The following is a 23,651-nucleotide window of genomic DNA, read 5'->3' on the forward strand; positions in this document are numbered from 1 at the left end:
CCGCCCGCGGCTCCGCTAGGCCAAGGCCCAGCCGCCGGCCGCGGCCAGCAGCACCACCCAGACGGGCGACCAGCGCGCATAGACCAGCAGGCCGAACAGCAGCAAGGCCAGGCCGAAATCCACCCGATCGCGGATGGCGCTGGTCCAGACCGGGTCGTACAGGGCCGACAGCAGGATGCCCACGACGCTCGCGTTCACGCCCGCGATCAGGTTGCGCACGCCGGGCCGCCGCCGCAGGCTTTCCCAGAACGGCAGCGCCGCCGCCACCAGCAAGGCGCCCGGCAGGAAGATCGCCGCCAGCAACACCAGTCCGCCGGCCCAGCCCGACAAGGGGCCCGACGACATCGCGCCCAGGAAGGCGGCAAAGGCGAACAGCGGCCCCGGCATGGCCTGCGCCGCGCCATAGCCTGCCAGGAAATCGGCGTTGGAAACCATGCCTCCCGCCACCGAGGCGGATTCCAGCAAGGGCAGCACCACGTGGCCGCCGCCGAACACCAGCGCGCCCGCGCGGTAGAAGCCTGAGAGCTGCTGCGCCAGCGGCATGCCGCTGATCGCCGCCCAGGCCGGCAAGACCGCCAGCAGCAGCACGAACAGCGCCAGGGCCATGTATCCCGCGCGGCGCGACACATTCAACGGCGGCACCGCCAGCGCAGGTCGCGGCGGCACCTGCAGCGCGGCCAGGCCGGCGATGGCGCCCAGCAGGATCGCGCTCAATTGCCCCAGGGTCGTCGGCATGAGGATGGTGATGAGCGCCGCCGCCACCGCCAGTCCCGCCCGTTCGCGGTCAGGACAGAGCGAGCGGCCCATGCCCCAGACCGCTTGCGCAATGATGGCCACCGCCGCGATCTTCAGTCCATGGATGGCGCCCGACGCGGACAGCCAGCCGAACTGCGCCAGCCCCAGCGCGAAGAGGATCAGCGCCACGGCCGTGGGCAGCGTGAACGCCACCCAGGCCGCCAGCATGCCGGCCCATCCGGCGCGTTTCAGGCCTATCGCCATGCCGACCTGGCTGCTGGCCGGCCCCGGCAGGAACTGGCACAGCGCCACCAGGTCGGAATACGCATAGTCGTCCAGCCAGCGCCTGCGCTCCACGAATTCCGTGCGGAAATACGCCAGGTGCGCCACCGGCCCGCCGAAGGACGTCAGCCCGAGGCGCAGGAATACCAGGAAGACTTCCAGACAGGACCCCCGACCGGGCTGCTCGCGCGTGGCAGTGGCGGGCTTGCTGGCGACGTGTTCGTCTTGGTGGGGAGGCAGCGGCGGCATGGGATTAGGCTTCATCGGCAGGCGGGGCATGAGGGTCCTGCCCCCGCCCCATGCTTATAGCCGGGCGCCGCGGCGGATTCAACCGCCTGAACGGGCCGGGCCATATGGCGGGTTTACCTCGCCCGCTTGGCCGCTACAAACAACTTTACAAATACCCTACAAATATCGGCGGACTGCCCGGCGGCATGCGCCTAGCATCGCGAGTCCTCATCCGGCCGTATCCCCCATGTTCAAGTTCGCGATCCGCATCTTCGTCGTCGCCGCCATCGGTTATGTCGCGGGGTCGCAGCTGGTGGAACGCAGCTTGATGTATCTGCTGGATTCGGTCAGCGCGGATCTGTCGTACCAGGCTGTCCGGGGACAGATGCATGTGCTGCGCACGGAACTCGACAGCATTGCGCCGGCCGCTCGCGCCGAGCGCCTGCGCGACGACATCCAGCCGCTTTACGGCCTGGGCCTGGGTCTGCTGGCCGATGCCGACGTCACGCCCAGCACAGAGGAACAGCGGCAATTGGCCACGCTGGGCATCATCATGCGCGACGATTACAACGTCTATCTCGCGCCCTTGGCGGGCCAGCCCCGGCAGTGGCTGGAAGTCCGCCTGCCGCGCGCGCCGGTGCTGGAGCGATGGGTCACCGTTGGCGTCTGGACTGCGTTGAGCCTGATCGTGGGCATCATCCTGCTGCTGCTGTGGGCCCTGCCCCTGTGGCGCGACCTGGACCGGCTGCGCAACGCCACGCTGCGCATGGGCCAGGGAGACCTGGGCGCGCGGGTGCGGCTGTCGCGCCTGGCCGGCATGCGGCACGTGGGCGAAAGCTTCAACCAGATGGCCGAACGCATTTCGGCGCTGGTCGAAAACCAGCGCAGCCTGACCAACGCGGTCTCCCACGAATTGCGCACGCCGCTGGCGCGACTGTCCTTCGAGGTCGCCATGCTGGGCCAGGACCAGCACCTGCCCAAGCGGCACCAGATACTGCGCGACATGCAGGCCGACATCTGCGAACTGGAAACGCTGGTGGCCGAATTGCTGGTCTATGCGCGGCTGGAACGCCCCACCGACGACACCGTCCGGCTGGAAACCGTGGACACCTGCGACTGGCTGGGCGAAGCGCTGGCGCAGGTGGCGCACCAGGCCGAGGCGCGTGCGATCCAGTGCCATGTGCATCGCGACTACCCGCCGCGCGTGCGGCTGCATCCGCGCTACATGAGCCGGGCCTTGCTGAACCTGGTGCAGAACGCGGTGCGCTACGCCAGCCGCCACGTGGAGGTCAAGCTCACCCAGTGCCCGTCGGGCGGCTTCGAGCTGATCGTGGACGACGACGGCGGCGGCATCGCGCCCGCCGACCGGACACGCGTGTTCGAACCCTTCATCCGCCTGGATGAAAGCCGCGACCGCGGCACCGGCGGCGCCGGCCTGGGCCTGGCCATCGTCTGGCGAGTGGCCGCCAGCCACGGCGGCGGTATCGAAATCCACGACAGCCCCCTGGGCGGCGCACGCTTCGTGTTGCGCTGGCCGGCCTGAGCATGGCCCAGGCGAAAACTCCATTTATGGCACTACCTTCCTGGTCCAAGCCGCGGCATCCTGTGGACACGAGATTCCGCTCGGCAACACGCATCGAAAAGGTAGGAACATGACCCAGCGTTTGAATTATTTCCAGGTATCCGAGGAACAGTCCAGGAAGTACCTGGAATTCAGCATGTCGCTGAAGAAGACCCCCATCGTGCAGGAGGTCGGCGAACTGGTGGATATCCGCGCGTCGCAAATCAACGGCTGCGGCTTTTGCCTGGACATGCACGTCAAGCAGGCCCGCATCGCCGGCGAGCGCGAACTGCGCCTGCATCACATCGCCATCTGGCGCGAGTCCACACTGTTCTCGCCGCGCGAGCGCGCCGCGCTGGCCTGGACCGAGGCGGTCACCACCCTGTCGCCGCAGGGCGTATCGGATGCGGTCTATGAGGACGTGCGCGCGCAGCTGTCCGAAAAGGAAATTTCCGACCTGACCCTGCTGGTGGTCGGGATCAACGGCTGGAACCGGCTGAACGTGGCATTGCGCACCGTGCCGGGTTCGGCCGACGCGGCCTACGGCCTGGACAAGGCCGGGCTGAACTAGGACTGCATCAGCTGCAGTATGCGCAGACCCAGTTCACGGGCCTGCGCCTGCGTGGCGATATTGGTGAAGCTGAGCAGCAGCGCCGATTGCCCCTGCGGGGCGGCGTGCCAGCGCGACAATACGCCCGCATACATGCCCTGCTCTTCCATCCGCCCGGCCAACCCCACGTCGCTCTGGCCGTCTTCCAGGCGCGCCACCAGATGCATGCCGCCGGGCTGCGGCTCGATCCGCAGGCGCTGCCCCAGCGCATCATTCAGGCCCGCCACGGTCGCGGCGCGCCGTTCCGCGTACAGCTTGCGCATGCGCTGGATGTGGCGGCCGAAATGGCCTTCGGCCATGAAAGCGCTCAATATGGCCTGGGTCAGGCCAGGCGCAGCGCCCGCCTGCAAGCGCGCGGACTGCGCGAAGCGTCCAGCCTGCGCCTCGGGCACCACCAGATAGGCCAGCCGCAGGCCGGGGAACAACACCTTGCTGAAGGTGCCCGCGTACAGCACCCGCCCCTGCGTATCCAGGCTCTTCAAGGCCGGCAGCGGACGGCCGACGTAGCGGTATTCGCCGTCGTAATCGTCTTCCACGATCCAGGTCCCGCAGCGTTCGGCCCAGTCCAGCAAGGCCTGCCGGCGCGGCAATGACAAGGACATGCTCAAGGGGCTTTGATGGGCAGGCGTCACCACCGCGCCGCGCGCCCGCCCCGCCCGCTCGATGCCGGCGCCGACCATGATGCCGTCCTGGTCCACCGGCACGGGCACGGGCTTCAAGCGCGCCTGCTCCAGCAGCGCGCGGGTTGGCGGATAGCCTGGATCTTCCATCCAGACCTGGTCGCCGGCTTCGAACAGCGTCTGCAGGATCAGCGCCATCGTGCTGTTGTAGCCGGCGGTGATGAACACCTGCGAGGGCTGGCAATGGATGCCGCGCGCCACCTGCAGATAGGCGGCGGTCGCGCTGCGCAGGGCTGGCAGGCCGCCGCTGGGCGGATAGGCCAGGTCCCCGGCCTGCAGGCCGCGCAGTTGCCGCGCGCCCAGGCGGGCCCAGAGCTTGCGGGGAAATTCATCCAGCGCCGGCAAGCCCATCTGGAACGGCCGCAGGCCCGAGGGTTCGCGCCAGCCCGGGCCGTCGCCGGGCGTCTCGGCAGGAATGGCCACGGCGGGCGGTGGCGCGTGCTGGGGCTGCAGGTCGGGCGCCACCACCGTACCGGCCTGGCCGCGCGCCTGGATATAGCCTTCCGATGCCAGCAGTGAATACGCGACCTCCACCGTGCCGCGCGCCACGCCCATCTCCTTGGCCAGCGCCCGCGCCGATGGAATGCGGTCGCCTGGCTTGAGCGTGCCCTGCGCGATGGCGCCGCGAAAGCGCTCGTAGACCTGGCGGTACAGAGGCTCGGCGCCGTCCGGCGGCACGGGCGGGTCCTGGGGCTGCGGGCTGATCATGGCATAGTCCAGAATTCAATTTATGGCCCTTCTAATTATGGCATGCGGCTCCTAAGATGACTGCACTTGAACCCTGACACCGCCAGTGCATCCATGACCGACGCCACTATGCAACACCTCGAAAGCCCGCAGGACCTGAGGGCCTGCCTGCCGCTCATGCGGGAACTCAGGCCCCATCTGAAAAACGAAGCCGATTTCGTCGAACGCGTGAGCCGCATGCGCGCCGACGGCTACCGGCTGCTGGCCGCCATGGACCACGGCCAAGCCGTCGCGCTGGCCGGCTACCGCGTGCAGGAAAACCTGATCTACGGCCGCTTTCTGTACGTGGACGACCTGGTGGTGGCGGACGGCCGCCGCGGCGAACGCTGGGGCGCCCGGCTCCTGCAAGCCCTGGACGCCGCCGCGCGCGGCCACGGCTGCGCCCGCCTGGTGCTCGACACCGGCCTGGGCAACGCCCTGGCCCAACGCTTCTATTTCCGCGCCGGTCTGTTGACCAGCGCCATCCGATTCAGCAAATCCCTGGAAACCTCCGCCTCATGAATATCCTGCGCATCATCTGCAGCCCGCGTGGCCGCGCCTCCGAAAGCTATCGCCTGTCGCAAGCCATCGTCGACCAACTCACCGCCGCCGCGCCCGACGCGGCCGTGGTCGACGTCGACGCGACCGCCCTGTCCCTGGTCGACTCCGACTACGCCGCCACGCTGAGCGCGCGCCAGGATCCCACGGACGGACGCGAGAATCGGGGCGCGCTGGGCCGCTCAACCGAACTGATCCAGTCCCTGCAGGCCGCGACCCACGTCGTCATCGCGACTCCGATGCACAACTTCACCGTGCCGGCATCGTTGAAAACCTGGATCGACCACGTGGTGCGGGTGCGCAGCACCTTCCAGATCACGGCGCGCGGCAAGGAAGGCAGCCTGGAGGACCGTCCGGTATACGTGGCGATCTCGTCCGGCGGCGACTTCGGCTGCGACGGGCAAAGCCAGCCGGACTTTCTCACGCCTTATCTTAGGCACGTGCTGGGCACGATGGGCCTGAAGAACGTGACGTTCTTTTCGGTGCAGGGCACGGCGCGGGGCGCGGAGGCGTTGCAGGCGGCCCGCGCGCAGGCGCAATCGGAGATCGTCGCGCATCCGTTCGCGGCGGGTCTGCATCCGGAGTTCGCGGCAGCTTGATCGCGCCGGGGCTGGTGCCCGCGCATCATGGCGCGCGCACCAAGCCGCCTCATTCTTAGGAATAGCGCCGGCGCCGAGCCCGCTTACGCAAGAAGTATTAGGCAATCGGGCTGCGTTGACACCCCCAAATAGCCGGCACTACGCTCTTGGCCAGAACCCTCTCGCCTGACCAGACTACGCCGTACTTCCTCATTCGGGCATGGGTGCAGGAGGCGTGCAATGACACTGACCAGTCCTGGTATTTTCCTGGCGGCCGCGCTTGCGCTGTGGGTCCTCGCCGCGCCGCGCGCCGAGGCGGCCTGCAGCGACAAGAAGATCGTGGCGATGGCCAACGACGGCCGCACGGTCAACGCCATTGCCAAAGCCTGCAGCATGCCGACGGCCAAGGTCCGGGGCGTGATCGAGCGCGCCGATGCGAACGACGAAGCGCCGCCGCCCGCGCCCAAGGCCAAGGCCGAACGCGCCGCTGTGCCGGAGCTGCCCAAGAAACTGCCGTCCGGCGCCGGCCTTGCCTCATGCGATTGCCAGGGCATGGTGCCCTATGGCGAACGGGCGCCGGACCTGCGCTGCCAGAGCGGCATGTCGATGGCGACGCCCTGCGCGGGCTATTGCTCGCCCCACGGGGTCGCGCCATGGCGGCGCATATGTAGTTAGCCCTACTGCCTGGCGCTGGGCATGAACCAGCGGTAGTAGGCGTTGTCGCCATCATCGCGCGCCAGCTTGTTCATTTCCCTGCCCCAGGTTTCACGATCCCCCACATAGGCCGCCAGCGACGCTCGGTAGAACGTGTCGAGCCGCGCCCGCTCCAGTTCCATGTCGGCGCGCAGCGCGTCGGACGCGCCGGTCAGCGGCGGTTCGCTGCGCAGGGCCAGCAGCGCGGGCAGGACGCGCGCCACTTCGCGCGGGCGGACCCAGGTCGTGTACTCGATGCCCGGGCGGTCGTCGGTCACGGCCGGGGTATCGCCGGCAAAGCGCGCCAGGCCTTCCCGGTCCGTGACCCAGGTGGACAACAAGGCGGCGGCGGATGGCACGCCCACAGCCTGCAACGCGGCAGCGGTATCGGGCTGGCCGTAGCGCGCCTGGATGCGGGCCGCGTCCAGCGTCAGCGGCTGCATGGAACCTAGCAGCAGCATTTCATGCAGTTCGCTGGTCCAGAGCTGGGCATGCGGAAACACCTCGATGAAGCTGGCGATGAGCGCGCGGGTGTCGTCTTCGTTCTGCGTGGGCAGCGGCAGCCATTGCGCCACGATGCCTTGCGGCGCCAGCCGGCTTGCGGCCAGTTGGTAGAAGTCGCGGGAATACAGATTCACCACGCCCGCGGCGGAAGGCGGCGGCGGCTCCAGCGTGATCAGGTCCCAGCGTTCGGCGCTGGCCTGCAGCTCGCGGCGTCCGTCGCGCAGCCGCTTGTCCAGGCCAGGATCGGTGGCGGCCTGGAACGTACCCTGGAAGTGCGGCGCGGCGCGCAGCACGGCTGGCAGCAGCTCGGCGACCGCCCGCTTTTCCAGCCCGCGGTATTGCGACAAGGCGCCCGCCGTGATGCCGGTGCCATAGCCCACGACCAGCGCGGACTTGGGTTCGCCCGCATGCACGATCAAGGGCAGCAGCGCCTGCAGCCGCATGTAGCGCAGCGAAGGCATGGCGTCGCCCGAATTCGATACGCCCTGGATGTAGAGGCGGTGGAAGCGGTTGCCGTTGCCGGCGCGTTCGACCACGGCCACGGTGCCGCCATGGCTTTCCTCGTAGAACACCAGGCCCGCGCCGCTCGCCCCAGGCAGTAGCCGCGCAAACTGGTCTGCCGGCAGCGTGGCGATCAGCGCCAGCGTGGCGAGGCCCGCGATGCCGGTGGCCCACCCGGTGGCGGCGCGGCCGTCCGCACGCCCGCGCCAGGCGGCAACGGCGCCCACCGCCGCGGCGATGGCCGCCAGCACGCTCAGCGTGCGTACCAGCCCCAGGGCGGGCAACAGCAGGAATCCCGTCAACAAGGTGCCCGCGATGCCGCCCAGCGTGTTGCAGGCGAGCACGGCCCCGGCTTCCCGCCCCACCTGCCGGTCGCCCACCGCGATACGCAGCACGGCGGGAAACGCCGCGCCCAGCAGCAGCGTGGGCGCCAACACCAGGCTGGCCGCCGCCACCGCGAAGCGCGCGCACATGCCGGCAAAGCCGCTGCCCGTCCATTGGTAGACCGCCGCTTCCGCCTGCGTCTGGGCCACGATCAGCCATTTGCCCAGCAAGGCCACCTCTAGCACCGCGATCAGGCCTGCGCCAGCGATCAGGAAGCCGAACACCGGCCAGGGATTGCGCACGCGATGGGCCCAGCGCGCATAGAGCGCCGCGCCGATGGCCAGCCCGGCCAGATAGGTGGCCAGCACGATGGCGAAGGCGAAGGCGCGTGTGCTCATGAAGGGCACGATCATCTGCGACCAGATCACTTCGTAGCCCAGCGCCACCGCGCCAGCCACCGCGTACAGCGCCACGGCCAGGCGCGCCTCACCCGACAAGGGCGCCGCAGCGGCCTGCGGATTGTCGGCGGGCGCCGCGCTGTCGCCTGCCCTGCGGTCCAGCATCCAGGCGCCCAGCGCCGCCAGCACGTTGAGCGAGGCCGCGGCCAGCGCCGCACCTTGCACGCCGAAGCGCGGAATCAGGAAGAACGCGGGCAGCAATGCGCCCAGGATCGCGCCGCAGGTATTCGCGGCATACATCGCCCCGCCAGAGCGGCTCACGTCCGCGCCCTGCTGCCGGCTCACGGCGCGCAGCAGCACCGGCAAGGTGCCGCCCATCAAGAATGCGGGGACGGCCAGCAGCAGCCCTACCGCCAGCCAGGCCGCCAGGCTGCTATGGACCTCGACCGCGACAAAGGCGGCGGCGCTGCGCGCCAGCAGCCACGTCACCGCGATGCAGGACAGCGCCACGCCCGCTTCCAGCATGGCGTAGAAGCGTACCGGGCGCCGCAACTGGTCCGCCTTGCGGCCCAACAGCCAGCCGCCCAGCGCCAGGCCCAGGAAGAATGCGCTGACAGCGCCGGCGATGGCGCTGACCTCCACGCCCACCACCAGCGACAACTGCTTGATCCACAGCACCTGGAACACCAGGGCCGCCGTTCCGGACAGGAACAGCAACGCGGCCGGCCGGACCGCCGTCAGGGCGCGCCCTTGCGCCGCCTTGTCGTCCACATCATGTCCCTGCATCGCTGCCTCGCTTGCCCCCATGCCCATCATGCTGCTCCTGCTGCGTTGCCGGGCGGCGCGACAGGCGCCGCCCGGTACTGTCCCGGCTTGCGCCGGGCGCAGTTACTTCGCCTTCTGCTTGTCAAGCTGCTGGAAGTGTTCTTCCATGGCCTTGTTGACCTTCTCCTGCACCTGATCCACGCTGAACGTAGCGGGACGCTGGCTCGGCGGATACTTGAGGAACGTGTCCAGGAACGCGGTGGCCTTCATCGTGGCGATGGCGGTCAGATAGGCATTCTTGGCCAGCCAATCGTTGTACTGGTCCGACGTGATGTCGGCGCGCTCGTACGGGTCCATGCGCAGGTTGAAGATCTTCGGCAAGCGCAGGCAGACGAACGGGTCCTGCCAGATGTTGAGATTGCCGGGAGCCCGCTGCTCGCAGAACACTGCCTTCCAGTCGCCAAACCGCGCTCCGACCAGCACGCCGTCGTCGTTGAAGTAGAAGAACTCGTCGCGGGCGCTCTTGTCCTGCTTGCCGGTCAGGTAGCCCAACTGGTCGTAGCCGTCCAGGTGCACCTTGAACTTGGTGCCGCCAGCTTGCGGCGCCCAGCCATCCAGCAGCCGTTCCTTGATGGTGGTGTCACCCGTGGCCGCCATCAGCGTCGGGAACCAGTCCATGCCGGACACGATGCCGCGCTTGATTTCCCCGGCAGGGATCTTGCCCGGCCAGCGCACCATGGCCGGCACGCGGAACGCGCCTTCCCAGTTGGAGTCCTTTTCGCTGCGGAATGGCGTGGTGGCGGCATCCGGCCAGGTGAAGGCGTTGGGCCCGTTGTCGGTGGTGTAGACGACGATGGTGTTGTCGGCGATGCCCATGTCGTCCAGCTTCTTCAAGAGCTTGCCCACGTCCTGGTCATGCTCCCACATGCCATCGGCGTAGTCATTGCCGGGCATGCCGCTCTTGCCCTTGTGCTCCGGCCGGATGTGCGTATAGATATGCATGCGCGTGGTGTTCATCCACACGAAGAACGGCTTGTCGTCCTTGCCGTGCTTGTCGATGTAGTCGATCGCCGCGCCCACGGTTTCGTCGTCGATGGTCTCCATGCGCTTGGTGGTCAGGGCGCCGGTGTCCTGCACCTTGCCATCGGCCGTGGCCTTGATCACGCCGCGCGGCGAAAAGTTCTTGACGTAGGGATCGTTGGGATCCTTGGGCCAGTACGGGCGTTCGGGTTCCTCTTCGGCATTCAGGTGGTAGAGATTGCCGAAGAACTCGTCGAAGCCGTGGCGGGTGGGCAGGTACTCGTCCCGGTCGCCCAGGTGATTCTTGCCGAATTGGGCCGTGGTGTAGCCCTGCGCCTTCAAGGCCTCGGCGAGGGTGATGTCGCCCTTTTGCAGCCCCACGGTTGCACCGGGCATGCCGACTTTGGACAAGCCCGTGCGCAGCGGCGACTGCCCCGTGATGAAGGACGAGCGGCCCGCCGTGCAGCTGTTCTCGGCGTAGTAGTCCGTGAACAGGATGCCCTCCTTGGCGATCCGGTCGATGTTCGGCGTGGTGTATCCGACCACGCCATGCGTGTAGGCGCTGATATTCGCCTGCCCGATGTCGTCGCCGAAGATCACCAGGATGTTCGGCTTCTTGCCCGATGCCGCCGCCTGGCCCTGATTGGCCGCAGGCGCCTGGGTCTGCGCCTGCGCGCTTGCCAGTGCCATGAGGCCTGTTGCGGCGAAGAGCGCCGCGCTCAACAGTTTTCTTGCGTTCATCGCTTTCTCCTGACCCTCGCGGGCGGTTCCCAGTCACGTAAACGAATCACTGTGTTTCAAATGCGTATACCCTTCTCCACTCCTTTGCCATGTCTACGATTACCCAACCCTTTTGCTGCGCTTCATCCAGCGCGCGGTCCAGCCTGCCGATCTTGGAATCCCGGTCATAGGCCCATTCGCGCCGGGCGTCGGTGTGATGCACCAGGCCCGCGAAGCGCTTGCCGCTGCCGGCCGCCGTCCACTGCAGCATCTGCAGGTCGCCGTCCGAATTGCCGAAGGCGAATATGGGCTGGCGGCCGATGAACTTGTTGATGGCCACGGGCTTGCCCGGGCCGTCGTCGTTGAAGTCGAGCTTGGGCGTGCGCATCAGCACGGGCTTGCCGTCCTGCATCTGGAACTCGGTGACGAACGTGGTGCCTATCACCTGTTCGGGCGGAATGCCGTAGACGTCCTGCGCCCAGGCCCGCATGAATTCCACTTCGCCGCCCGACACGATGTAAGTCTTGAAGCCGTTGCCGCGCAGATAGTCCAGCAACTCCAGCATCGGCGCATAGATCATGCTGGTGTAAGGCTGCTTGAAGCGCGGATGGCGCGCGGTCTTGATCCATTGCCGGACCTCCGCGCCGAAGGCCTGCGTCGTCATGTTGGTATGGGTGGCGCCCACGATCTTCAGCAGTCCTTCGGTGCCCGAGGCGGCAAGCGCCTGGCGGTCGCCTTCGATCGCGGCCTTGTAGGGTTGCTCGGTCGACCATTCGGGATGCTGCGGCGCCATGGCCTTGACCTGGTCCAGCGCGAAGATCAGCTGGAAGTACAGAGGTTGCTCGCTCCATAGCGTGCCGTCGTTGTCGAACACCGCGATGCGGTCGGCCGGCGCCACATAGTCCGGGCTGCCCTCCGTCGTGACGGCTTGCACGAATCCAAGAATGGCCTGGCGCGAAGGCCCCTCATTCCAGGAAGGCAGCGGCGTCTGCGCGCGCGCCAGCCCGGCCAGGAACAACAGGAGCAGCAGCGCGAACCAGCGGCGGGCAAGCAAAGGCGTCGTCATGGGAGATCTCCTGGAATTTCGGCGGGCGGCATGCCCGCAAGTCCGCGCGATGTTGCGGCCGGACGGGGATTCAGCGTAGGCAGGTCTTGCGCGCCGCCCTCTCGTACCGGTGCGCGCAAGGCTCGGCGCCAACGCGGGAACATCCCGCGCAATCCGCGCCAGCCGCGCGCCGCGTCCGGCTCCCGGCCATAGCAGGCTCGCAGCGCATCGTCGGCGGATTGGCGTAGCGCCGGGTCCAGGCCGGCCGTCCCCTGCGCGATCGTGGCTGCGCCGCAAGCTCGGCGCAGCCATGCGTATAGCGCGTCCATGCGCGGCTGGGGCTGCGCCAACAAGCGTCGCAAGGTCATTGCCGCATAGGGTTCGGAGGCATGCCATTGTTCGCGCCGCGCCCGCAGTCCGGCCCGCAGGCGGGCCAATGTCCGCCGCAACCAGGGCGCACCCAGCCACCAGGCCAACGCCGCCAGCGCCGCGCCCGCGGCCAGCGCCAGCCATCCTCCCGGAACGCGCACCTGCACTTGCCGGCCCATGTCGCGCAGGTCCTGTTCGACCGAGAATGGCGCCTGGTAGGCGGCGCCCGCCCGCGCTTCGAAGCGTTGCGCGGGCAGCGTGACGCGCTCTTCCTTGTTGGCCGCGACGTTCCACCAGCGGATTTCCACCGCCGGCAGTTCATGGGCGCCGCCGCTTTCGATCACATAGTCCAGGCGGTCGATGCGCTGTCCGCCGAGGAAACCGCCGCGGCTGTCGGACATCTGCGTCAATTCGGGTTCGGACGGGTACAGCTTGAGGCCCTGCACGGCGGCCGCGGCAGGCGGCGGGATCAGCATGGCCTGGGCGCCCTGGGCCTGCACGGTGATGACGCGGCTGACGTGGTCGCCGACGGCGGGAGGCTCGGCCGAATAGCGGATCTGCTGGGTCGCCTGGACCGAGTTTGCCGCCAGGACATGACCGGCTGCCCCGCCTGGCGGTCCGGCGGCGCGCGCCTCGAACGGGCGCGTCTGCGCAACCAGGGGCGCAGTCGCCTGTCCCACCTGCGCGCTGACCCGGATGGCCGGCACGCGCAGGTCGCCCGCCGCCTCGGGACTGACCAGATAGGCGTAGCGCAATCCGCTGTAGGCCACGCCGCCGATGGTGGCGCGGATGATGGTGGCCTGCCCTGACGGCCCCGACACCAGCGCGCCAGGGATGTCCAGGGCCGGCATCTGCGGGGGCTGGGTGAACCAGGTCGACGTCAACACGTCCACCTGCAGGATGGCGGTGGCGCCAGCCATCAGGTCGTCCGATGCCGCCATGCGCGCCTCGGCGTGCAGCTGCGGCCCGCCATCCGCCTGCTGGGCTCGCGCCACGCCGACGCACAGGCCCAGTTGCAGCAACAGCAGCAGGCCCAGGCAACGCAGCAGCGCGGCATGGCGGTGCATCATGGCTGCCTCCCCTGCGCCGGCGCGGCCTTGCGTGCGTCTTCGATCGCGAATTTCTGCTTCAGGAAGCCGGCCGGCGACAGGCTCAGGTTGCGCAGCCAGACCTCGTCGGACGCGGCTTGCGGCGCCTGCGTGCGGATCATCTTGCCCGCGCCCTTGTTGCTGTCCACGCGGGTCTCGTCCGGTTTCTCCGAGTCGTCGTCCTGTTGCTCGCTTTCGGCGGCGGCGATCAATCTGGCGACCAGTTCGCGGTTTTCGCGCGCCTCGGGAAAATCCGGCCGCAGGCGCAGCGCCTGGTCGTACGCCGCCAGCGCGGCGTCGTAGCTGCGCAGACGGACCTGGGTATTGCCCAGATAGAAGTCGCCCTCGGGCGTGTCCAGTTTGGCGAATGCGGCCAGCGCCGCCTGATAGTCGCCGGCGTCATAGGCGGCGCGACCCTTCCAGTAAGGATCGGCATACAAGGCGGCAGCCTCGGCATAGCGCTTGTGTTCATAGGCCCAGCGGCCCTGCTGGTCGGGCGTGAAAAAGGCGTCGGCCAGCGCGCCTGCTTCCGCGCGCGGGGTATGCAGCGTAGCCGTGGCGGCGAGCAGCAGGCAGGCCGTCCAGTTGATGTTCCAGCCGCGCCGCAGCGCCAGCAATGCCAGCAGCGCCAGCGGCCAGCACAGCCAATAGCCGGCGTCCTTCCAGTGCAGCGGCTTGTCCGCGTCCTGCACCTCCTGGAAGTGCCGTTCGGCATGCAGCGTCACCCAGTCCAGGTCGTCGTCGTTCAGGGTCAGGCTGCCCAGCGGCGCGCGGGCGGCTTGCGCCAGCTGTTTCAGCGCATCCTCGTCGAAACTGCCCAGCAAGGGCCGGCCCTGCGCGTCGAGGCGCGGCTGGCCGCGGGCGTCGCGCACCACGCCGCCATCGCGCGTGCCTGCCGCCCACACCAGGATCTGGAAGGAATTGGCCCGCGCCAGGCGCTCGACTTCGGCCAGCTGGCCGGTGTCCGCACCGTCCGTCACCAGCAGCAGGGTGCCGCCCGCCTCGCCCGATTGCAGCAGGCTCGCGGCCAGCGAGATCGCGCCCGCTGCATCCTTGCCGGGCGCGGCGATGAGCCCGGTGGACAGGGCCTGCACGAACATGTCGGGCAAGGCAGGGTCGTCGGTCGGCGGCAACACCAGATGCGCCGAGCCGGCATAGGCGATCAGGCCCGTCTTGGCGCCTGCGCGCCGTTTCAGCAGATCGCGCAGCTTGCGTTTGGCGGCTTCCAACCGGCTGGGCGGAAGATCCGCCGCATCCATCGAGGGCGACAGGTCGACCGCCGCGATCAGGGGCGCCAGATTGTCCAGGAAGGCTGGGCGGTCCTGCTGCCACGTCGGCCCGGCAGCGGCGATGCCGCCCAGCGCCAGCAAGGCGGCCAGCAGTTGCGCGGGCCGCGGCCCGCGGCTGCCCTGCGTGCGCACCGTCAGGTATGGCAGCAGCGCCGGCGCGATGTTGCTGCGCCAGCCGAGCCGGCCGTCCTCGTCGCGCCGCCGCCAAAGCACAAAGGCCGCGGCCGCGACCGCCAGCAGCCACCAGGGGCGCAGGAAATGGAAGGCGCTCAGGTCGATTTCCATCCGCCCTCCTCCACGCGCGCATCCCCTTGCGGCCGGGCGTCGCGCCGCCGGCCGCGCAGCGCCGCGGCCAAGTGCCAGCCAGCCAGCAGCAACAGCGCCAGGCCCAGCGGCACCCAGAAGAAATCCTGCTTCGGCTGGTGGCGCAATTCGCGCACTTCGTGCGGCGTGATGCGATCCAGTTCGGCGTAGACCTGCCGTAGCGACGTCTGGTCTTGCGCCTGGAAAAAACGGCCCCCGGTCTTGGCTGCGATCGCGCGCAAGGCGTCGAAATCGACCTTCTCCTCGCCCTGCGCCTGCGGATCGCCTATGCCCACGGTATGCACGACGATATGGCGCGCGGCCGCCATGGCCGCGGCGCGGTCCGGCGGCACGGCGCTGCCGGTATCGTTGCCGTCCGTCAGCAGGATCAGGACCTGGTCGTGTTCGCCGGCATGCTCGAACTGCTTGATCGCCACGCCGATGGCATCGCCGATGGCGGTATTGGGCCCGGCCATGCGCGTGCTTACCTGGCCGAGCAGCAGCTTGAGCGTGGCATGGTCCTGGGTCAGCGGCGCCTGGGGATAGGCGGCGGTGCCGAACACGATCAGTCCAAGCCGGTCGTCCTTGCGGCGGTCGATGAAATCGGCCACCACGGCCTTGACGCCGCTCAAGCGGTCCTCGCGGCGGCCGTCCGGCGCCACGAAGTCCTCGGTCTCCATGGATTGCGAGATATCGATGGCCAGCAGCAGGTCGCGCACCGGCTGGCGATGCTCCAGCGGCGGCTCGACCCGTTCGGGCCGCGCCAGCGCCAGGACCAGCAGCAGCCACACCAGCGCGTTCAAGGCCAGTTGCCAGCGGTCGCCGCGCACGCCGGGGCGCTGCGGCGTCTGGCCGGTGCTGCGCGCCACCGATTCGAAGAATGGAATGCGTACGGCGCTGCGCCGCTGCACATACGGCGGCAGATAGCGGTACGCCAGCCAGCCCAGCGGCAGCAGCGCCAGCAGCCAGGGATATTCAAGCCGCCACATGGTGACGCTCCATCCATTGCCGGCTGGCGGCGAACAAGGTCCGCACGCGCGCGGGGTCGATGGCCCGCAAGGTCTCGGGCGGCGCATACGCCAGCGCGCGCAGCAGCACGGCCGCGTCGGGCGGAAACACGGCCACGCCGGCATCCATGAAGGCGACCCACTCCGCGCCTTGCAGCGCGCCGACCCGGTCGCGGTCCGCTGCCGCCACCGACGACAGGCCGACGCGCTTGAGCAGATCCGGCAAGGCGCGTGCGGCCAGGGGATCCGCCTGTGTTTCGCGCCGCAGCGCTTCCAGCATGCGCAGTCCTGCGCGGCGGTAGCCATTGCGTCGGTGGCGGCGCGCCATCCGCCACGCGGCCCATGTGGCCAGCGCCAGCGCCACGGCCAGCACGACCAGCCAGCCCCAGGTCTGCGGCCAGTAGCTGACCGGCTCGGGCAGCGGCAGCTGACGCAGCTGTTCGATGGACGGAGCGGCGTCGGCGTTCATGCCCGGCCCCTGGCTTGAGCAAGACCGGCCTGGCGGCCGAGCTCGCGGCGCAACTGCGCCACGGTGTCGTCCGCCGTATCGATGGACAAGAGCGGCACGCGGCTGCGGCGCAGCAGCTCGGCCACGTCGTGCAGGCGTCCTGAAAAGAAGTCCGACAGCGGCTCGCGCACCTGCTTGCGATCCGCGGCGACCTCCACCTGCAGCTCGCCCTGCGTCACCACCAGCCGGCCGCTCAGGGGAATGCGCAACGCCAGCGGGTCATACACCAGCGTTGCGACCACATCGTTATGCGCGGCCAGCGTGCGCAAGAGGCGCAAGGTAGCGTCATCGGCGCCGGCAAAATCGCTGATCAGGCAGACCAGGCAATCGTGCGGCGCGTGCGCCAGCGCCCCTTGCAGCGCTTCGTTCAGCCGTCCGGACGCGTCCACATCGGGTTGGTCCGCGCCCATGGACTGGCTGCGCCGCGCAATGGCGGCGAACAGGGCCTGGATGCGTTCGCGGCTGCGCAGCGGACGCACGTTGTCGACGCCCGCATCGCTGAACACCAGGCCGCCCACGCGGTCCCCCGCCAGATAGGCCATCCAGGCCGACAGCGCCGCGATGCGCGCGGCCACGACAGACTTGAAGCTGCGCACCGAACCGAAATACATGCCCATGCGCTGATCCACCACCACCAGCGCCGGACGGTCGCGCTCCTCGCTGTAGGTGCGCACATAGGGCTTGCCCAACCGCTGCGAGGCGCGCCAGTCCAGCTGGCGCAGATCGTCTCCGGGCAGATAGCGGCGCAGCTCCTCGAAGTCCAGGCCGCGCCCGCGCAGGCGCGAGCCATGCTGGCCGGCCAGAATGCTGCGCACCGGCTGGCGGCTGAAGAACCCCAGGCCGCGCGCGGCAGGTTCCAGCGCCATCAGGTCCTTGATGTGGACCTGGACTTCCGGGGAAGGAGCGGCGGAAGGCATGGCGGGCTCAGACCGGCACGGCGACCGTGTCCAGCAGCTTGTCTATCACCTGGTCCGCCGAGACGCCGTCGGCGACCGCGTCATACGACAGGTGCAGGCGATGCCGCAGCACCGGCCGGGCCACGCTGCGCACATCATCGGGCGAGACATAGTCCTGCCCCGCCAGCCAGGCGTGGGCGCGCGCCACCTTGTCCAACGCGATCGCGCCGCGCGGGCTGGCGCCGACCTGGATCCAGCGCGCCAGGTCGGCGTCATGCCCGCCCGGGTGGCGGGTGGCGTTGACCAGGTCCACCAGGTACTGGTCCAGCGCTTCGGACACGTGCACCCGGTCGACCTCGGCGCGGCAGGCGAACAGGTCCTCCTGGCTCAGCGGCGCGCCGGCGGGTTCCGCGTCCTGGCGCGACTCGCCGCGCAGCATGGCCAGCATCTGCCTTTCGCTGGCGGGGTCGGGGTAGTCCAGCACGATCTTCATGATGAAGCGGTCCATCTGCGCTTCGGGCAAGGGATAGGTGCCCTCCTGCTCTATCGGGTTCTGGGTGGCCAGCACCATGAACAGCTGCGGCATGCGGTGGGTCGTGCCAGCCACGGTGATCTGGCGTTCCTCCATGGCTTCCAGCAGCGCGGCCTGCACCTTGGCGGGCGCGCGGTTGATCTCGTCGGCCAGGATCAGGTTGCCGAACAGCGGCCCCTGCTGGAACTGGATGCGGCTGGCGCCCTGCGCGTCCTGCTGCAGCACCTCTGCGCCCGTGATGTCCGAAGGCAGCAGGTCGGGCGTGAACTGGATGCGGCTCATTGCCGCGGCCAGATGCTGCGCCAGCGTCTTGACGGTGCGCGTCTTGGCCAGCCCCGGCAGGCTTTCCAGCAGCAGGTGGCCGTCGGCCAACAGGCCCAGCAGCACCTCGCGGATGACGGCGGCCTGCCCCAGCACCGCGCGCGCCATGGCGCGCTCCAGTTCCAGAATGCTGTCGCGCTTGCTCATCGGCATTTCCTCTCCTGCGTGATGCCGGCTAGCGGCTGGCGATGCCGTTCCTGGCGGTCTGGGCCAGTTTCCATTGCGCGGGCGTCATGACGGTGCGGAATCCCAGGTGCGACATGCCGTTCATCGGATCCGTGCCGCGCCGGGCGCTGGTGCGGTAGCTGATGCAATAGGTGTCGCTGCACAGGAACGAGCCGCCGCGCGTCACGCGCTTGGGCGCGGCCGGCGGCACGATGCCGTCGTCGGGGTCGTAGCTGTCGGCCGGCCCCGCCGGATCCGCGGGCGGCTGGCGGTACTGCGCCTGGATCTTGAAGGCGTCGGCGCGGTACCAGTCGGCGGTCCATTGCCAGACGTTGCCGGCCATGTCGTACAGCCCATAGCCATTGGGCGAGAAGCTGCCCACCGGCATGGTGCCGACCTGTACCTTTTCATCCTTCACCACCGGAAACGGCTGCTGTTGCTGCGTGTCCCAGATATTGGCCATGGCCTTGCCCTGCGGCAGCAGCTCCTCGCCCCAGGCATAGGTGGCCTGCTCCAGCCCGCCGCGCGCGGCCATTTCCCATTCGGATTCCGTCGGCAGGCGCTTGCCCGCCCATTTGGCATAGGCCATGGCGTCCTGGTACGACACCTGCACCACCGGGTGGTCGTCCTTGCCGGCGATGGAGCTGCCCGGTCCTTGCGGATGGCGCCAGTTCGCGCCGGGCACATAGCGCCACCAGCGCGAATAGTCGCGCAGCGAGACCTCGCTCTCGGTGCCGACGAACACCATGGCGCCGGGCACCAGCAGGCTGTCGTCCGGGCGCGGCGTGCCAGGCGGCAACTGCACCTTCAAGTCTTCCCACCGCGGCTTCTGCTCGGCCGTCGTGACGTAGCCGGTGGCCTCGACGAAGCGGCGGAACTGCGCGTTGGTCACGTCGTTCACGTCCATCCAGAAGCCGCTGACGGATACCTTGTGCGCCGGCATTTCATTGGGCTGGGCCAGTTTGTGGCTGCTGCCCATCAGGAACTCGCGCCCGGGTACCCAGGCCATGCCCGCCGGGCCGCTCTTGCCGTCGCCCAGCACCACCTTCACCGCTTCGGGCGGCCCGTCCTTGCCCATGACCACATAGGCGGTGCTGGCGCCCGCGCCCAGCACCACGCCGGCCAGCAGCAATGCGCTGGCGTAGCGTGTCTTTCCTGTTGTCTGCTTTGCCATTTCAATCACCCGAAAGCTGATGGTTCAGGCGTGGCGGTGCCGCGCCCGGGGCTGGCAGCCCCTTGAAATCGTGCTGACGTTCAGAACACCAGCGTCGCGGTCGCCATGACCGTATCGTTGCTGTCCAGACGCTTCGTGCTGCTGATCGTGGGTACCCAGCGCAGGCTGAGGGACAAGGAGCGCTTGTCCGCCAGCTTCGTGTCATAGGTCAGGATCGGGCCCAGCGCCCAGTCGCGCCCCTTGAAGCCGTTGAGCCGGTCGGCCGTCGGTCCCGAATCGCTGCCCAGTTGCTGGATGGTGCCCAGGATCAGGCCCGCACTCACCCCGTTGCTGAAGATCTTGCGGCCCATCACGTCCATGCTGAACAGCGGCGCGTTGCGATAGTCCGTGGCGTTGTTGCGGGTGTAGAACTGGACGCCGGCCACGGTGTCCAGTTGAAAACCGGATTCCGGAAATATCTTGGTGTAGGCCACCTGAGGAATGAAGGTCCAGTTGTTCAGGCTGGGGTTGGCCATGTCGTCGGCGTTGTACTTGCCGGTGGGCGCCCAGATGTTCAGGCTGAGCGCCATGTGCGAGGTTTCGGAAAAGTGATAGCCCGCGATGATGGGCGAGAAGTACAGGTCGAACAGGTTCGAGGCGGTATCGCTTTGGTCTATGCTGCGCCCGCCTGGTCCCGTCACGGTGGAATTCACCTTGGTCCAGACGTAGGGCAAGGTGAAGCTGGACGCGAAGTTCCAGCGCCCCGGCCCGGTGTCCCAGGTCTTGAGGACCGTGGCCAGGGTGAACGCGACTTTCGCGTCCAGGCCCAGCGAGGTACGGCCTCCTACCGGCACTTCGCGGCTGCCGCCCACGGTGCCGTCCAGGTAGATCTGCGACAGGTTGACGGCCCAGATAGGCTCGGGAGACACGATGCCGGCGTTGGGCTGCACGTTGGTGCCGGTGATCTGGCGGCCCAGCGCCCCTTCAGTGGCCCAGGCGGCAGACGGCAGGACCAATCCGGCCAGAACCGCCAACAACCCTGCAACTGCCGCAATCGCGCTCCGCATCCCTACACTCCGAAAGACCAGAAAAATGCTGACGGGATCAATTCCCGAAGGTGATGTTCAAGCCGGCGAACAGGGTGAACTGAGGCACGCCCTCCCCCTTGTGCGCAACCGTCCATTGCGGTTCCGCGAACACGTTGAAGATGTTCTTGCCGACGCGCCAGGCCTTGCCCGCGCCCAGCCCCACGGGAATGTAGTAGTCGTTCTTCTGCAGGTCGAAGGTCCAGGTTGCGGTGGACCTCAAGTACCAGCCTTGCGGCAGGTTGCGTATCAGGAACGGCTGGAAGGTGGCGGTGTGGACCGTGTCGCGCGCGGCCTGGCCGGCGAAGGAATGCTGCCACTGCACCAGCGCGCCCAGCAGCCCTTCCTTGCTGGCGTGCACCGCCACGCCGGCCAGCCCGGCGGACCATTTGCCCGCCCCCAGCTCGCTGCCGGTTGCGCTGGGCATGGTCAGCATCGGCCCTACGCCCAGGTCCACCGCGCCCTGCTGCAACAAGAAGATGTCGAACACATTGATGTCGCCCAGGCCCTTCTTGTAGCTGCCGTCGGCCTCGGGGCGCGTACTGACGGGCGCCGTGATGCGGAATATCTGCGGCACGCCGACAAGCTCGCCGGGTGCGACAGGGATGGTCGGCCGGATCAGGAAATCGTTGGTATGGGCGTTGCTGCCGAACAACTTCGGCGTGTAGTAATTCTGGAAATTCAACGACGCCGCCAGGTTCAGCGGGTTGTTGCTTTTGTTGGCGTCATCCGCCGACTGCGACTGGGCCTGCGCAAGCTGCGCAAAGCATAGCGGCGCAGCCACCATCAGCCACGCCGCGATTCCTCTTCCACCGATTTCCTTGAATGCAGACTGCGTACTGCCCATGCGATGTACCCCGGAAAGAGATAACAAAATGCAAAGACGCGCCGTACGGAAATGCTGATTTCGGCAAGCCGTGCCGAGATCCAAAGTCGTGAAATCTGTCGCAATCTTCGCACAGAGTTTTACTTTCACCAATACTGGCCATAGGAGGCGTCCTATTGCTTTCAGGGCGAAGAAAGGTTAGTGCGCGATATGCAGACAAAAAAATGGGGATGCCCTCAGGCATCCCCATCGTGGTGCAGGCGCCGGCCCGGCGATGTCAGCCGGCTTGCGGCGCCTCCGCGCGCATCAGGCTGGCGCGCACCTGGTCGATGCGCAGGCCGTCGCGCCGGGTGACCTCGAAGCGCCAATCGCGCCACTCGATCGCGTCCCCGGTGTCAGGGATCCGCCCGCCGGCGCGCAACAGGCAGCCCGCCAGCGTCGCGTCCGGATACTCCTCGGCCAGGTCCGGCGCGTCCAGCAGGCGCGCGGCTTCCGCGACCGCCAGGCGGCCTTCCAGCAGCCAGGTTCCGTCCGCCAGCTGCAAGGCTTCGGGCTGGTCTTCCTGATGCTCGGGCAGGTCGCCCGCAACGGCGGTCAGCACGTCCATGGGCGTGATCAGGCCCTCGCACACGCCGTGCTCGTCGACCACGATCAGCATGTGCTCGCGCGAACCGCGCAGCTCGTCCAGCACCTTGAGCACCGGCATGGTTTCCATCACATAGCGCGGTTCACGCGCCAACTCGACCAGGTCGATCGGGCCAGGGTTCTGCAGCAGCGGCAGCAGGTCCTTGAAGTGCAGCACGCCCAGCACATTGGACGGATCGCCGGCGCACAGCGGCAGGCGCGAGTGGCCGCTGCCGAACTTGCGCACGATGATCTCCGGCGTATCGGCCACGTCCAGCCAGACCATGTCGCCGCGCGCCACCATAATGGAACGCACGTCCCGCCCGCCGATCGACAGCACGCGCTCGATCATGGTGCTTTCCTCGGGCGCGAAGGCGGGTTCGCCGTCCGCGCCGTCGACCAGCGCGGCCACTTCGTCGGCCTGGCCGGCGGACTGCCCGGCGCGGCCGGCGCGCAGCAGGCGCAACACAGCCTGCGCGGTGCGTTGGCGGCGGCCCAGGGCGTGCGTGCCTTTGACGCGATTGCGGCGCGCCAGCTGATTGCACAGCTCGATCAGGATCGAGAAGCCGATCGCGGCATACAGATAGCCCTTGGGCACGTGGAAGCCCAGGCCTTCGGCCACCAGGCTGAAGCCGATCATCAGCAAGAGGCCCAGGCACAGGATCACCACGGTCGGGTGGCGGCCCACGAAAGCCATCAGCGGGCGGCTGGCCAGCATCATCACGGCCATGGCCACGATCACCGCGATCATCATGATGCTGAGGTCCTGCACCATGCCCACGGCGGTAATCACCGAGTCCAGCGAGAACACCGCATCCAGCACCACGATCTGCAGGATCACCTGCCAGAACACGGCATGCTGCGGCTTCTGGCCTTGCTCGTGGCTGGCGCTGCCTTCCACGCGTTCATGCAGCTCCATGGTGCCCTTGAAGAGCAGGAACAGGCCGCCCAGTATCAGGATCAGGTCGCGTCCGGAGATCTCAGCGCCCAGCAGCGTGAACATGGGTTCGGTCAGCGTGACCACCCATGCGATGCTCGCCAACAGGCCCAGGCGCATCACCATCGCCAGCGTCAGGCCGATCAGCCGCGCGCGGTTGCGCTGTTCGGGCGGCAGCTTGTCGGCCAGGATGGCGATGAACACCAGGTTGTCGATACCCAGCACAATTTCAAGCACGACCAGGGTCGCCAGGCCCAGCCAGGCGGTGGGGTCGGACATCCAATCGAAAATCATCGAGATTCCATGCAAATCGGGACCGTGCGCCGCGCGGCGCCGGACAGGATCAAGGGGAATGCGCCGCGGATGCGGACACGAGACTCAGTGCGGGCGCGAACGGCCCCAGGGACGGCCGGCGGAGCGCGGCCGCCCAGGCGCGGCGTGGCCGCGGCGGCGAACATGGAATCGGCTTGCGGGCTGCGCGCCCGGGCCGTGGCGGGAAGATGGGGCACCGGGCGCCGGCTTGCTTGCGGCGCCCTGCTAGAGGGTGGGTCTTCAGTCATAGATGGCGGACGGCTCAGGCTGCCGGGGCAGCAAACGGATAGAGCGCCCGCCTTGCTCTC

General features: G+C 68.3%; 20 protein-coding genes. 5 read left to right on the plus strand and 15 right to left on the minus strand.

Annotated features, from left to right (window positions below; translation table 11 throughout):
- Window positions 1–15: 15 nt before the first annotated feature.
- Window positions 16–1,296 (minus strand): chromate efflux transporter, encoded by a 1,281-nt coding sequence (gene chrA / locus IB258_RS03215; RefSeq protein WP_370539805.1) that lies wholly within the window; start codon window positions 1,294–1,296, stop codon window positions 16–18.
- 196 nt (window positions 1,297–1,492) lie between these two features.
- On the opposite strand from chrA, the gene IB258_RS03220 reads away from it, so the two are divergent.
- Entirely contained in the window at window positions 1,493–2,788 is a 1,296-nt protein-coding gene (locus tag IB258_RS03220) for an ATP-binding protein (protein ID WP_119449221.1), read from the plus strand.
- Between the two features lie 109 nt (window positions 2,789–2,897).
- Window positions 2,898–3,377 (plus strand): carboxymuconolactone decarboxylase family protein, encoded by a 480-nt coding sequence (locus tag IB258_RS03225; RefSeq protein WP_192352137.1) that lies wholly within the window; start codon window positions 2,898–2,900, stop codon window positions 3,375–3,377.
- Here IB258_RS03225 and IB258_RS03230 read toward each other — a convergent pair.
- Entirely contained in the window at window positions 3,374–4,804 is a 1,431-nt protein-coding gene (locus IB258_RS03230; protein ID WP_192352138.1) for a PLP-dependent aminotransferase family protein, read from the minus strand. The genes IB258_RS03225 and IB258_RS03230 overlap by 4 nt on opposite strands.
- A gap of 93 nt (window positions 4,805–4,897) precedes the next feature.
- Here IB258_RS03230 and IB258_RS03235 point away from each other — a divergent pair, with 93 nt between their 5' ends.
- The 3 genes from IB258_RS03235 (at window position 4,898) to IB258_RS03245 (ending at window position 6,633) form a co-directional block, all read left to right on the plus strand.
- Window positions 4,898–5,344, plus strand: coding sequence for a GNAT family N-acetyltransferase (locus IB258_RS03235; RefSeq protein ID WP_054454331.1), 447 nt, complete (start codon window positions 4,898–4,900; stop codon window positions 5,342–5,344).
- Window positions 5,341–5,979, plus strand: a complete 639-nt coding sequence (locus IB258_RS03240; RefSeq protein ID WP_175213399.1) for an FMN-dependent NADH-azoreductase — start codon at window positions 5,341–5,343, stop codon at window positions 5,977–5,979. Before IB258_RS03235 ends, IB258_RS03240 begins: the two co-directional genes overlap by 4 nt.
- Before the next feature lie 219 nt (window positions 5,980–6,198).
- Window positions 6,199–6,633: a hypothetical protein gene (locus IB258_RS03245; protein ID WP_119449217.1), complete on the plus strand. Its 435-nt coding sequence runs from the start codon at window positions 6,199–6,201 to the stop codon at window positions 6,631–6,633.
- Between the two features lie 2 nt (window positions 6,634–6,635).
- On the opposite strand, the gene IB258_RS03250 is transcribed toward IB258_RS03245, so the two are convergent.
- The 13 genes from IB258_RS03250 to IB258_RS03310 all read right to left on the minus strand — a co-directional run bounded on the left by IB258_RS03250 (window position 6,636) and on the right by IB258_RS03310 (window position 23,325).
- Window positions 6,636–9,191, minus strand: coding sequence for a fused MFS/spermidine synthase (locus tag IB258_RS03250; RefSeq protein ID WP_192352238.1), 2,556 nt, complete (start codon window positions 9,189–9,191; stop codon window positions 6,636–6,638).
- Window positions 9,192–9,266: 75 nt separating this feature from the next.
- Complete coding sequence (locus IB258_RS03255; RefSeq protein ID WP_192352139.1) at window positions 9,267–10,904, minus strand: arylsulfatase; 1,638 nt, start codon at window positions 10,902–10,904, stop codon at window positions 9,267–9,269.
- 46 nt (window positions 10,905–10,950) lie between these two features.
- On the minus strand, window positions 10,951–11,949 hold the full coding sequence (locus IB258_RS03260) for an HAD family phosphatase (protein WP_054454320.1): 999 nt from the start codon (window positions 11,947–11,949) through the stop codon (window positions 10,951–10,953).
- A complete protein-coding gene (locus IB258_RS03265) occupies window positions 11,946–13,367 on the minus strand; it encodes a BatD family protein (protein WP_192352140.1) in 1,422 nt (473 codons plus the stop codon). Before IB258_RS03265 ends, IB258_RS03260 begins: the two co-directional genes overlap by 4 nt.
- Complete coding sequence (locus IB258_RS03270) at window positions 13,364–14,959, minus strand: VWA domain-containing protein (RefSeq protein ID WP_192352141.1); 1,596 nt, start codon at window positions 14,957–14,959, stop codon at window positions 13,364–13,366. The genes IB258_RS03265 and IB258_RS03270 overlap by 4 nt, the downstream gene beginning before the upstream one ends.
- Window positions 14,944–15,966, minus strand: a complete 1,023-nt coding sequence (locus IB258_RS03275; RefSeq protein WP_192352142.1) for a VWA domain-containing protein — start codon at window positions 15,964–15,966, stop codon at window positions 14,944–14,946. The genes IB258_RS03270 and IB258_RS03275 overlap by 16 nt, the downstream gene beginning before the upstream one ends.
- Complete coding sequence (locus tag IB258_RS03280; protein WP_192352143.1) at window positions 15,953–16,453, minus strand: DUF4381 domain-containing protein; 501 nt, start codon at window positions 16,451–16,453, stop codon at window positions 15,953–15,955. The genes IB258_RS03275 and IB258_RS03280 overlap by 14 nt, the downstream gene beginning before the upstream one ends.
- The gene (locus IB258_RS03285) at window positions 16,450–17,409 is read right to left on the minus strand and encodes a DUF58 domain-containing protein (protein ID WP_192352144.1); all 960 of its coding nucleotides are present in this window, start codon (window positions 17,407–17,409) and stop codon (window positions 16,450–16,452) included. The genes IB258_RS03280 and IB258_RS03285 overlap by 4 nt, the downstream gene beginning before the upstream one ends.
- 7 nt (window positions 17,410–17,416) lie before the next feature.
- The gene (locus IB258_RS03290) at window positions 17,417–18,388 is read right to left on the minus strand and encodes a MoxR family ATPase (protein ID WP_054454308.1); all 972 of its coding nucleotides are present in this window, start codon (window positions 18,386–18,388) and stop codon (window positions 17,417–17,419) included.
- A 28-nt stretch (window positions 18,389–18,416) separates the two neighbouring features.
- The gene (locus tag IB258_RS03295; RefSeq protein WP_054454307.1) at window positions 18,417–19,580 is read right to left on the minus strand and encodes a formylglycine-generating enzyme family protein; all 1,164 of its coding nucleotides are present in this window, start codon (window positions 19,578–19,580) and stop codon (window positions 18,417–18,419) included.
- Window positions 19,581–19,660: 80 nt separating this feature from the next.
- Window positions 19,661–20,626, minus strand: coding sequence for a transporter (locus IB258_RS03300; protein WP_119449209.1), 966 nt, complete (start codon window positions 20,624–20,626; stop codon window positions 19,661–19,663).
- Between the two features lie 37 nt (window positions 20,627–20,663).
- Window positions 20,664–21,491, minus strand: a complete 828-nt coding sequence (locus IB258_RS03305) for a hypothetical protein (RefSeq protein ID WP_225590249.1) — start codon at window positions 21,489–21,491, stop codon at window positions 20,664–20,666.
- A 256-nt stretch (window positions 21,492–21,747) separates the two neighbouring features.
- A complete protein-coding gene (locus tag IB258_RS03310) occupies window positions 21,748–23,325 on the minus strand; it encodes a TerC family protein (protein ID WP_192352145.1) in 1,578 nt (525 codons plus the stop codon).
- Window positions 23,326–23,651 lie beyond the last annotated feature (326 nt).

It is taken from the genome of Achromobacter sp. ACM02 (assembly GCF_014851605.1).
Classification (GTDB): domain Bacteria; phylum Pseudomonadota; class Gammaproteobacteria; order Burkholderiales; family Burkholderiaceae_B; genus Achromobacter; species Achromobacter aegrifaciens.

Excerpts from the sequence above, each read along its gene's own strand:
- IB258_RS03235 (WP_054454331.1), top strand. The coding sequence starts at position 4,898 with ATGACCGACGCCACTATGCAACACCTCGAAAGCCCGCAGGACCTGAGG.
- IB258_RS03225 (WP_192352137.1), top strand. The coding sequence starts at position 2,898 with ATGACCCAGCGTTTGAATTATTTCCAGGTATCCGAGGAACAGTCCAGG.
- IB258_RS03305 (WP_225590249.1), bottom strand. The coding sequence starts at position 21,491 with ATGGGCAGTACGCAGTCTGCATTCAAGGAAATCGGTGGAAGAGGAATC.
- IB258_RS03270 (WP_192352141.1), bottom strand. The coding sequence starts at position 14,959 with ATGGAAATCGACCTGAGCGCCTTCCATTTCCTGCGCCCCTGGTGGCTG.
- IB258_RS03260 (WP_054454320.1), bottom strand. The coding sequence starts at position 11,949 with ATGACGACGCCTTTGCTTGCCCGCCGCTGGTTCGCGCTGCTGCTCCTG.
- IB258_RS03275 (WP_192352142.1), bottom strand. The coding sequence starts at position 15,966 with ATGTGGCGGCTTGAATATCCCTGGCTGCTGGCGCTGCTGCCGCTGGGC.
- IB258_RS03265 (WP_192352140.1), bottom strand. The coding sequence starts at position 13,367 with ATGATGCACCGCCATGCCGCGCTGCTGCGTTGCCTGGGCCTGCTGCTG.
- IB258_RS03220 (WP_119449221.1), top strand. The coding sequence starts at position 1,493 with ATGTTCAAGTTCGCGATCCGCATCTTCGTCGTCGCCGCCATCGGTTAT.
- IB258_RS03290 (WP_054454308.1), bottom strand. The coding sequence starts at position 18,388 with ATGAGCAAGCGCGACAGCATTCTGGAACTGGAGCGCGCCATGGCGCGC.
- IB258_RS03245 (WP_119449217.1), top strand. The coding sequence starts at position 6,199 with ATGACACTGACCAGTCCTGGTATTTTCCTGGCGGCCGCGCTTGCGCTG.
- IB258_RS03230 (WP_192352138.1), bottom strand. The coding sequence starts at position 4,804 with ATGATCAGCCCGCAGCCCCAGGACCCGCCCGTGCCGCCGGACGGCGCC.
- IB258_RS03310 (WP_192352145.1), bottom strand. The coding sequence starts at position 23,325 with ATGATTTTCGATTGGATGTCCGACCCCACCGCCTGGCTGGGCCTGGCG.
- IB258_RS03295 (WP_054454307.1), bottom strand. The coding sequence starts at position 19,580 with ATGGCAAAGCAGACAACAGGAAAGACACGCTACGCCAGCGCATTGCTG.
- IB258_RS03280 (WP_192352143.1), bottom strand. The coding sequence starts at position 16,453 with ATGAACGCCGACGCCGCTCCGTCCATCGAACAGCTGCGTCAGCTGCCG.
- IB258_RS03300 (WP_119449209.1), bottom strand. The coding sequence starts at position 20,626 with ATGCGGAGCGCGATTGCGGCAGTTGCAGGGTTGTTGGCGGTTCTGGCC.
- IB258_RS03255 (WP_192352139.1), bottom strand. The coding sequence starts at position 10,904 with ATGAACGCAAGAAAACTGTTGAGCGCGGCGCTCTTCGCCGCAACAGGC.
- IB258_RS03285 (WP_192352144.1), bottom strand. The coding sequence starts at position 17,409 with ATGCCTTCCGCCGCTCCTTCCCCGGAAGTCCAGGTCCACATCAAGGAC.
- chrA (WP_370539805.1), bottom strand. The coding sequence starts at position 1,296 with ATGCCCCGCCTGCCGATGAAGCCTAATCCCATGCCGCCGCTGCCTCCC.
- IB258_RS03250 (WP_192352238.1), bottom strand. The coding sequence starts at position 9,191 with ATGGGCATGGGGGCAAGCGAGGCAGCGATGCAGGGACATGATGTGGAC.
- IB258_RS03240 (WP_175213399.1), top strand. The coding sequence starts at position 5,341 with ATGAATATCCTGCGCATCATCTGCAGCCCGCGTGGCCGCGCCTCCGAA.